We start from the raw sequence: 8120 nt of genomic DNA, 5'->3' as shown, positions 1-8120 counted from the left end.
GACCCCCTGATGTAGTACTTCCATTTTCCTACATCAGGGGGGCTTTTGTCACTGTCCGTTTTTACTGGACCTGTTCAACCAGCGACAGGGGCTTTTGTAGGGTCACCGTTTTCGTGCCACCGCTCCCGCCCTCCAGCGTCACCTGCTGGATGCTGTTGTAGACGCCGTTGTGGTAGACCACCAGATTGGTGCCGCAGCCAAAACTGTCCGACGGGTTGTACTGGAACTGGATACCCGTCAGCGTCCCGTTCCCCACCGCCGTCTGGACGCCCGTGGTGCAGCCCTTGTCACCCAGGAAACAGGTGTTTCCGGTGGAGGACGAGCTGATGTTCCCCTGGCCGCTCTTGCTCAGCCGGGCCGCTTGAGAATTGATCTGGATATCGCTGCTTTTGGACGCAATCTGGCTTTCATCCGCAAAGCCGTCGAACAAGAGGGCTCTCTTGTACCCTGTATGCTTGTTCTCATAGTCCGCTTGCAAAAGCAGGTTATAGATGTTGTAGCTCTGGTTCTCCAGCCCGGACAACGCCCGGTCCGCCTTATCCTCGGCCCGACCCAAGGCCGCGTCAATTTTCGCATTGTCCTGATTGAACTCCTCCCGTAAAAACTGATCTGACCGCTGCCACTGACACAGCCCGTAATTTGCGGTATATCCGCTCGCCATAAAAGCATCCCTCCTCATCCCTGGGCCCTTCCCTGCCCTCGCGCCGCACAGAGCCCGTTATCCCGGTCTCAGGGCGAATCTTTCGTCCGGCTCCGGCTGGAAAGGGCAGCAAAATCTGGCGCTCCACTTGAAAACATACTATTCCTGTGGTATTATAGGAACACATACTTGCAGACTGCAAAAAAATGAGCGAGGAAGGTTCCCATGAAAATTTCCACAAAGGGCCGTTACGCCCTGCGGCTGATGCTGGATCTGGCGCTGTCGGACCCCGGCGTCCCCGTTCCGCTCCGGGACGTGGCCCAGCGGCAGGATATTTCTGATAAATATTTGGAGCAGATCGTCACCCCCCTCTCCCGGGCCGGACTGGTTCGCAGTGTCCGCGGCGCCGGGGGCGGCTATCTCTTGACCCGCGATCCGGCGGAATACACGGTAGGAGAGATCCTTCGGCCTCTGGAGGGCAGCCTTGCCCCGGTGAGCTGTGTGGACGGCAGCGAGTGCTGCTGCCGTGCCGACCAGTGCGTCACCATGGAGGTGTGGCGGGAGATCCAGCAGGCGGTGACCGGTGTGGTGGACCACATCACCCTGGCCGACCTGGTGGCGCGCCAGCGCAGGAAGGCGGACCGGGAGGGTTGAACGGCTTGACAGGCCATGACCTGTGGGCATACAATACCCTTTGTGTCCGTGTGACAGAGAGAAAGTAGGGAGGAATCCATCCCGTGATTGAGCTCAAACACATTTCCAAGATCTTTCCCACCGCCGACGGGGAATTTCAGGCCCTGACCGATGTGGATCTCACCATCCCCACGGGGGATATTTTTGGCATTGTGGGCATGTCTGGTGCGGGCAAGTCCACCCTGGTCCGGTGCATCAACCTGCTGGAGCGGCCCACCACGGGCCAGGTCCTCATTGACGGCCTGCTGGACGAGAGCGGCAAGGCGGTGGATCTGTGTACCCTGTCCCCCGCCCAGCTGCGGAAGGCCCGCCGGGGCATCAGCATGATCTTTCAGCAGTTCAACCTGCTCATGCAGCGCACCTGCCTGGACAACATCTGCTTCCCCATGGAGATCGCCGGGGTGAACAAGGCCAAGGCCCGGGAGCGGGCCCGGGAGCTGCTGGACACCGTGGGTCTGCCCGACAAGGCGGATGCCTATCCCTCCCAGCTCTCCGGCGGCCAGAAGCAGCGCATTGCCATTGCCCGTGCCCTGGCCTCCAATCCCAAGATTCTGCTCTGTGACGAGGCCACCTCCGCCCTGGACCCCACCACCACCCGCAGCATCCTGCGGCTCATCCAGGACATCAACCGCCGCCTGGGCATCACCGTAGTGGTCATTACCCACGAGATGGCGGTGGTAGAGGAGATCTGTACCCACGTGGCCATTCTGGAGCACGGCCACATGGTGGAGACCGGCTCCGTGGCGGAGGTCTTTTCCAATCCCAAGACCGAGGCCGGCCGCCGTCTGGTCTATCCGGAGGGCGTCCAGATCGACCAGCTGCCCCCGGCGGGTGTGGTCCGGATCGCCTTCAACGGTGGCTCCTCCTACGAGCCCTTGATCGCCTCTCTGGCCATCGACTGCGGCGTGAAGGTGAACATCCTGGGCGCCGATACCCGGAACGTGAATGGCCAGGCCTTCGGCACCATGCTGCTGGGCCTGCCCGAGGACCAAAACGAGGCCGCCAAGGCTATGAACTACTTAAAAGCCCAAAAAGATGTGACGGTGGAGGAGGTGCGTGACTACCATGGCTGAATTTCTCGCTTTTCTGGGCCCTGACGCAGCTGAAGAGGTTCAGTACCTCATCAGCAACGTGCCCTTTGCCATCTGGGAGACTCTCTACTCCACCGTACTGGCGACGCTCTTCGCCTATATCATCGGCCTGCCCCTGGGCGTGCTGCTGGTGGTGGGCGAGGAGGGCGGCGTGCTGCCCCTCCCTAAGGCCCTGATGACCGTGCTCAACGTGGTGGTCAACCTGCTGCGCTCGGTGCCCTTCCTGATCCTGATGGTGGTGGTATTCCCCCTCTCCCGTGTTCTTTTGGGCACCTCCATCGGCACCAAGGCCACCATCGTCCCGCTGTTTATCGCCGCCTTCCCCTTTGTGGCCCGTCTGGTAGAGGCCTCCATCCGTGAGATGGACCGGGGCATCATCGAGGCCGCCCAGTCCATGGGCTGCTCCCCCTTCCAGATCATCACAAAGGTCATCCTGCCCGAGTGCGTCCCCTCCCTCCTCACCGGCTTCGCCACCGCCTTCGTCACCATCCTCAGCTACGGCGCCATGTCGGGCGCCATCGGCGGCGGCGGTCTGGGCGCCATGGCCCTGAACCGGGGCTATACCCGCCACCAGAACATCGTGCTGTGGGGTGCCGTCATCCTGCTGGTCATCCTGGTCCAGATCTTCCAGACCATCGGCACCCGTCTGGCCGTGGGGCTGGACCGCCGACTCTCCGACAAGGGAGGCAAAAAGCGTGGCCGCAAGGCAGCCATGAAAAAGATCAAACAGGACCGCCGCATCCCAGACGGCATGTAAAATTCTATGGGTCGGACAAACACATTGGTTTGTCCGACCCTCTTTTTGGTGCAGAATACCCGCTTGACAGGAGCTCCTTCCGGTTGTAAACTAGGTGCAACCCAAGCGGAACTGAATAACGCCCCTCAAACGCGAAGAAGAGGAGAGTAGGCGGGAAGATACGTTGCAGAGAGCCCGGTATGGTGGGAACGGGTACGGAAGGTCCTGTTGAAGATGGCCTTGGAGCGGTGCGGCTGACTGCGGGAACGCATAGGTCGTGACGGGTGCGCCCGTAAGCGCGCAGGAGTATGCTTGTACTCCATAAGGCCCCTGTCGTGAGGCAGAGGTGAAGCAAGGTGGTACCACGAAGCGTTGGCTTTCGTCCTTGAATTTGATTCAAGGGCGTTTTTTTATGCTCCGAACTGGGAAAGATCAAAAACAAAAAGGAGAATGAACCATGAAGAAATTTGCCTCTCTGCTCCTGTCCGGCGCCCTGACTGTGGGCCTGCTGGCCGGCTGCTCCGGCGGCACCACCGCCACTCCCACCCCCACCTCCACCGCTGACGGGGATTGGATCGGGCCCACCGAGAGCGTGACCCCCACTGAGACCGTCGCCACTGACCTCTCCGGCACCACCCTGAAGGTGGGCGCCTCCCCCGCTCCCCACGCCGAGATCCTGGAGGTGGTGAAGGACCTGCTGGCCGAGCAGGGCATCACCCTGGAGATCGTGGAGTTTGACGACTACATCCTGCCCAACCAGGCCGTGGAGGACGGCTCTCTGGACGCCAACTACTTCCAGCACATCACCTACATGAACAACTTCAACGTGGAGTACGGCACCCACCTGGCCAGCGCCGCCGAGGTCCACTACGAGCCCTTCGGCATCTACGCCGGCAAGACCGCCAGCCTGGATGAGCTCCAGGACGGCGCCCAGATCGCCGTGCCCAACGACACCACCAACGAGGGCCGCGCCCTGCTGCTCCTCCAGGAGCAGGGCCTCATCACCCTCACTGAGGACTGCGGCCTGGAGCCCACCAAGGACGACATCGCCGAGAACCCCCACAACTATGAGATCGTGGAGCTGGAGGCCAAGCTGCTGCCCACCACCCTCCAGGACGTGGACATCGCCGTCATCAACGGCAACTACGCCATCGACGCCGGCCTGAAGGTGTCTGACGCTCTGGCCATCGAGGCCGCCGACGGCACCGCCGCCACCGCCTACGTGAACGTGCTGGCCGTGAAGGAGGACCGTGTGGATGATCCCGCCATCCAGGCTCTGGCCAAGGCCCTGTGCAGCCAGGAGGTCAAGGACTTCATCGACCAGACCTATGACGGCGCTGTGGTCGCCGTGTTCTAAAGAACCTCAGAAACCCGCTTCGGGAGCACCGGAGCGGGTTTCTTATTTTTCCTTAATTCCTATTGAATTTATCGGATTTTTGTGATAGACTGAGAAAAAATTTAGGAGGCATGTTCCATGCGTATCGCCCATTCCATTCTGGACCTCATCGGAAACACCCCGCTCCTGGCCCTGGAGCGGTACGCCCCCGGCGCCAAGGTGCTGGCCAAGCTGGAGTCCTTCAACCCCCTGTCCTCGGCCAAGGACCGGGCCGCCCTCTACATGATCCGGGACGCAGAGGAGCGTGGGGTGCTCAAGCCCGGCGCCACCATCGTGGAACCCACCAGCGGCAACACGGGTGTGGGCCTGAGCTACATCGGCCGCATCCTGGGCTACCGGGTGGTCCTCACCATGCCGGAGACCATGAGCCAGGAGCGGCGGAGCCTTCTGGCCGCCCTGGGGGCCGAGCTGGTTCTCACCGAGGGCGCCAAGGGCATGGGGGGCGCCATCGCCAAGGCCAATGAGCTGCTGGAGACCCTGCCCGGAGCCTGGATGCCCGACCAGTTCAACAACCCGGCCAACGCCAAGGCCCACTATGAGACCACCGGCCCAGAGATCTGGCGGGACACAGAGGGCAAGGTGGACGTACTGGTGGCCGGGGTGGGCTCCGGCGGCACCATCACCGGCGCCGGCCGGTACCTGAAGGAGCAGAACCCCGCCATCCAGGTGGTGGCGGTGGAGCCCGCCGAATCCCCCGTCCTCTCCGGCGGCAAGCCGGGCCCCCACAAGATCCAGGGCATCGGCGCCGGCTTTGTGCCCGGCACCCTGGACCGCTCGGTGGTGGACCGGGTGGTGACCGTCCCCGGAGACGAGGCCATGGCCGCCGGCCGGGCTCTGGCGGAGACCGAGGGCCTGCTGGTGGGTATCTCCTCCGGCGCCGCAGCCTGGGCCGCCAAGTCCCTGGCCGCCCAGCCGGAATTTGCCGGCAAGACGATCGTCACCGTCCTGCCCGACACCGGTGAGCGTTACCTCTCCACCGCCCTCTTCCAGAAGGGGTAAGATTAAAACTGAGGTCTTTTGACAAGCTGAAAGGCGCTCCGGACTGCAGTCCGGAGCGCCTTTGTTCTGCTTAGGATGCCTGGAGCATGTTGGTCATGTCCATGGTGATCTCAGTGGTATAGGGATTGAGCATGGTGTTGAAGATCTCCAGGCACTCCTCCCGCTCCAGCTGATAGCACCAGGAGGTACCCCGGTAGCGGACAGTGCCGTCGCCGGGCAGGGTGGCGGTGGTGACGCCGTTGTCCAGGTCCAGGCCCGCAGCCTGGGTGGCCAGCCAGATGATATCGGTGGCGGAGAGGTCAGTCTTGACATTTTTGAGGAAGATGTCCACATAGTCGGCGATCTTGACCGGATTGGCCAGCACCTTTTTGCCCACGGCGATGAGAAGCTTCTGCTGGGTCTGGGAGCGGCCCACGTCGGTGTAGCCGCTGCCGTCGTTGTTGTGGCGGAACCGGACCACCTCCATGGCCTCCTGGCCGTCCAGGTGGGTCATGCCCTCGGTGTAGTGGATGGAGAGGGGGGGATCGGCGGTGGGGTCGTCGTAGTTCATGTCGCAGGGGACATAGAAGTCCACGCCGCCCACGGCATTGACCAGCCGCTGGAAGCCGTTGAGGTTGACCGTCACATAGTGGTCGATGGGGATGCCGATGAGATCGGAGACCACGTCCTTGAGTCCGTCAATGCCGTCAGAGGCGTAGACACTGTTGATCTTGGGGATCTTCCGGTCCACCAGGGTGTCCCGGGGGATGGAGACCACCCCCATCTTCTGGTTGGCCGTGTCATAGGCCACCACCATGATGGTGTCGGTGTTGCCGCCGCCCTCGTCGGTGGCCGCCAGCAGGAAGGTGTAAAAGCCCTCTTTGCGTACCAACGGCGTAGGAGTGGGGAGGGCGCTCTCGTCCTCCTCGGTATGCGGGTCATCGGTCGCGGCGGTGGGCTGTGGCACCGCCGCTGTGGGAGGCGCCGCCTGTTCGGGGGGCTTCACCAGAGCCTTGTAGGCACAGAAGAAGACCACGATGAGAGCGGAGAGGACCACCACCGTCCGGTAGAGGGTGCGAAATATCCGCCCCAGGGGAGAGCCTCGCCGCTTCTTTTTCTTTTTGATCAGCCGCTTCGCCAACGCACATCCAACCTCTCGATTATGTCAACGACTATCAGTATACTGATTTTGACGTGGACAGGCAAGCAAAAGTTTTCGACGATCCCCGTATTTTTCAAAAAATCTCTTGACAGAGGTGGAGCCGCTTCGGCCGTTCCGGCGTCTACTGGCAAGTTATCTAAAAATACAGGGGGAAATTCGGCATGGGTTCTCCTTGACGGTAGCAGGCAGATAGAGTATCATAGATTCACCGCCGCAAAAGAAAACCACAATATATAGTGTGTAGTTGCATTTACATAATACCAAATAAACGGGCCCTCTGCGGAGGGCTCTTTCCATGGAAGCACGAAGGAGGAACGCAAAGAAATGACCATGACCAGCATCCGAAAGCGGGACGGCCGCATCGCCCCCTTTGACGAGGGGAAGATCGCCGGCGCCATCACCAAGGCCTTTGACGCCACCTATAAACCGGGCTACGGGGAGACGGCCCTCCGCCTGGCCGACGAGGTGGTGTCCATCCTGGAGCTGGAGGGGGAGCCCCAGCCCGACGTGGAGCACATCCAGGACCTGGTAGAGCGGGTGCTCATGGACAACGGCTATGTCCAGACGGCCAAGGCCTACATTCTGTACCGGAACGAGCGGAGCAAGGCCCGGGAGATGAACACCCGGCTCATGAAGGTGTATGAGGATATCACCTTCTCGGCGGCCAAGGACTCTGACATCAAGCGGGAGAATGCCAACATCGACGGCGACACCGCCATGGGCAGCATGCTCAAGTTCGGCTCCGAGGGGGCCAAGCAGTTCTACGACATGTTCGTCCTGAACCCGGAGCACGCCCGTGCCCACCGGGAGGGGGACATCCACATCCACGACCTGGACTTCCTCACTCTCACCACCACCTGCTGCCAGATCGACATCCAGAAGCTCTTCAAGGGGGGCTTCTCCACCGGTCACGGCACCCTGCGGGAGCCCAACGACATCTCCTCCTACGCCGCCCTGGCCTGCATCGCCATCCAGTCCAACCAGAACGACCAGCACGGCGGTCAGTCCATCGTGAACTTCGACTACGGTATGGCCGACGGCGTGCGCAAGACCTTCAAGCGGGTGTACCGCCAGAATCTGGCCCGTGCTCTCACCCTCCTGGCCGATGACGCCGACCCCGAGCAGGCCCTGAAGGGGATTATGGCCCAGATCGAGGCCGACACCGGCCTGTGCCCCACCCTCAGCGGAAACGAGGCCTATTTTGCCGCCGAGCGCGCCGCTCTGGTGCCGGAGTTCGGGGACGAGGCCACGGTGGCCAGAGCCCAGGCCTTCGCCCAGCAGCGGGCGGAGAAGGAGACTGACCGGGCCACCTACCAGGCCATGGAGGCCCTCATCCACAACCTGAACACCATGCACTCCCGGGCCGGCGCCCAGACCCCCTTCTCCTCCATCAACTACGGCATGGACACCTCCCCCGAGGGCCG

At 62.0% G+C, this 8120-nt stretch carries 8 protein-coding genes and 1 other annotated feature; of the genes, 6 read left to right on the top strand and 2 right to left on the bottom strand.

Annotated features, from left to right (window positions below):
• Window positions 1-61 precede the first annotated feature (61 nt).
• Complete coding sequence (locus Q0K15_RS09770) at window positions 62-661, bottom strand: hypothetical protein (RefSeq protein WP_294515663.1); 600 nt, start codon at window positions 659-661, stop codon at window positions 62-64.
• 204 nt (window positions 662-865) lie between these two features.
• Here Q0K15_RS09770 and Q0K15_RS09765 point away from each other — a divergent pair, with 204 nt between their 5' ends.
• The 5 genes from Q0K15_RS09765 (at window position 866) to cysK (ending at window position 5555) form a co-directional block, all read left to right on the top strand.
• Entirely contained in the window at window positions 866-1294 is a 429-nt protein-coding gene (locus Q0K15_RS09765) for an Rrf2 family transcriptional regulator (protein WP_294515662.1), read from the top strand.
• A gap of 83 nt (window positions 1295-1377) precedes the next feature.
• Window positions 1378-2406: an ATP-binding cassette domain-containing protein gene (locus Q0K15_RS09760; RefSeq protein ID WP_294515661.1), complete on the top strand. Its 1029-nt coding sequence runs from the start codon at window positions 1378-1380 to the stop codon at window positions 2404-2406.
• The gene (locus tag Q0K15_RS09755; RefSeq protein WP_294515660.1) at window positions 2399-3181 is read left to right on the top strand and encodes a methionine ABC transporter permease; all 783 of its coding nucleotides are present in this window, start codon (window positions 2399-2401) and stop codon (window positions 3179-3181) included. The genes Q0K15_RS09760 and Q0K15_RS09755 overlap by 8 nt, the downstream gene beginning before the upstream one ends.
• Window positions 3182-3306: 125 nt before the next feature.
• Window positions 3307-3550, top strand: a binding site (T-box leader).
• A 67-nt stretch (window positions 3551-3617) separates the two neighbouring features.
• On the top strand, window positions 3618-4517 hold the full coding sequence (locus Q0K15_RS09750; protein ID WP_294515659.1) for a MetQ/NlpA family ABC transporter substrate-binding protein: 900 nt from the start codon (window positions 3618-3620) through the stop codon (window positions 4515-4517).
• A 117-nt stretch (window positions 4518-4634) separates the two neighbouring features.
• Window positions 4635-5555 carry a cysteine synthase A gene (cysK, locus tag Q0K15_RS09745; RefSeq protein ID WP_294515658.1) on the top strand — a complete coding sequence of 307 codons (921 nt, stop codon included), beginning with the start codon at window positions 4635-4637 and terminating at the stop codon, window positions 5553-5555.
• Between the two features lie 70 nt (window positions 5556-5625).
• Here cysK and Q0K15_RS09740 read toward each other — a convergent pair whose 3' ends face one another.
• Window positions 5626-6675, bottom strand: coding sequence for an LCP family protein (locus Q0K15_RS09740; RefSeq protein WP_294515657.1), 1050 nt, complete (start codon window positions 6673-6675; stop codon window positions 5626-5628).
• Window positions 6676-7020: 345 nt separating this feature from the next.
• Between Q0K15_RS09740 and nrdD the strand changes: the two genes are divergently transcribed.
• A partial coding sequence (gene nrdD, locus Q0K15_RS09735) for an anaerobic ribonucleoside-triphosphate reductase (RefSeq protein ID WP_294515656.1) occupies window positions 7021-8120 on the top strand: 1100 nt, incomplete at its 3' end.

This window comes from uncultured Intestinimonas sp., assembly GCF_944387245.1.
In the GTDB taxonomy this organism is placed as follows: domain Bacteria; phylum Bacillota; class Clostridia; order Oscillospirales; family Oscillospiraceae; genus Intestinimonas.
This window is presented reverse-complemented; position numbering and strand designations above follow the sequence as displayed.

Coding starts and splice junctions, on each gene's coding strand:
- Q0K15_RS09770 (WP_294515663.1), bottom strand. CDS start 661: ATGGCGAGCGGATATACCGCAAATTACGGGCTGTGTCAGTGGCAGCGG.
- Q0K15_RS09765 (WP_294515662.1), top strand. CDS start 866: ATGAAAATTTCCACAAAGGGCCGTTACGCCCTGCGGCTGATGCTGGAT.
- cysK (WP_294515658.1), top strand. CDS start 4,635: ATGCGTATCGCCCATTCCATTCTGGACCTCATCGGAAACACCCCGCTC.
- Q0K15_RS09750 (WP_294515659.1), top strand. CDS start 3,618: ATGAAGAAATTTGCCTCTCTGCTCCTGTCCGGCGCCCTGACTGTGGGC.
- Q0K15_RS09755 (WP_294515660.1), top strand. CDS start 2,399: ATGGCTGAATTTCTCGCTTTTCTGGGCCCTGACGCAGCTGAAGAGGTT.